The organism is Streptomyces sp. WM4235, assembly GCF_001279725.1.
Lineage (GTDB): Bacteria > Actinomycetota > Actinomycetes > Streptomycetales > Streptomycetaceae > Streptomyces.
On record NZ_LGDE01000201.1, the window covers coordinates 1 to 1,047 of the forward strand.

Annotated in this window: 1 protein-coding gene; it reads left to right on the plus strand. The window is 75.9% G+C overall.

Annotated elements, in window-relative coordinates; all coding sequences use genetic code 11:
* Positions 1-85 precede the first annotated feature (85 nt).
* On the plus strand, positions 86-1,047 hold a 962-nt coding region (locus ADK55_RS15660), incomplete at its 3' end, for an MFS transporter (RefSeq protein ID WP_199826533.1).

The window sequence follows — 1,047 nt, forward strand, 5'->3', positions numbered from 1 at the left end:
CCCTGGAGGGCCTGGCCGGGCTGACCACCCACGCCGGGAACGCCGCCGGCGCCCAGGACATCACCGGGATCTGGGCCTCCTGACCATGTACGTCGCGGACAGTCGCGGAACCCCCGCGCCCGCCGTGCCCCCCGAGTCGCCGGCCGTCGCCCCGGGCACCCGCCCGGGGCGGCGCGCCGCGCTCGCCCCCACGGTGCTCGCCCTCGGCACGGTCAGCCTGATCACCGACGTCTCCTCCGAGATGGTCACGGCCGTCCTGCCGCTCTACCTCGTCGCCGGACTCGGCCTCTCCCCGCTCGGCTTCGGACTGCTCGACGGCCTCTACAACGGCGTCAGTGCCCTGGTCCGGCTCGCCGGGGGCCACCTCGGCGACCGCTTCGGCCGCCACAAGCTCCTCGCCGGACTCGGCTACGGACTCTCCGCCCTCTGCAAACCGCTGCTGCTGCTCGCGCACACCCTGCCCGCCATCGGGGCCGTGCTCGCGCTCGACCGCACCGGCAAGGGGCTGCGCACCGCCCCGCGCGACGCGTTGATCTCCCTCTCCGCGGCGCCCGGGGAACGCGGCCGGGCCTTCGGCGTCCACCGGGCCATGGACACCGCCGGCGCGTTGATCGGACCGATCCTCGCCTTCCTCGTCCTGCGCGGCGCCGCCGAGGGCTACGACGCCGTGTTCACCGTCAGCGCCTGCGTGGCCGCGCTCGGCGTGCTCGTCCTGGTGCTCTTCGTACCCGGCCGGCGCACCGTCCCGACCCCGGCCGCCGAACCCGTCTCGCTGCGTGCCGCCCTCGGACTGCTGCGCCGCCGCGACCTGCGCCGCATCGGCCTCTGCGCCCTGCTCCTCGGACTGTGCACGGTCAGTGACGCCTTCGTGTTCCTGCTGCTCCAGCGGGCCACCGGCCTCGCGGACCGCTGGTTCGCGCTGCTGCCGCTCGGCCGGCTCGCCGACCGCATCGGCCGCCGGCGCGTCTTCCTCGGCGGTCACCTCGCGCTCCTCGCCGTGTACGGGCTCCTGCTGACCGGCGGCGGACACCCCGCCCTGCCCTACGC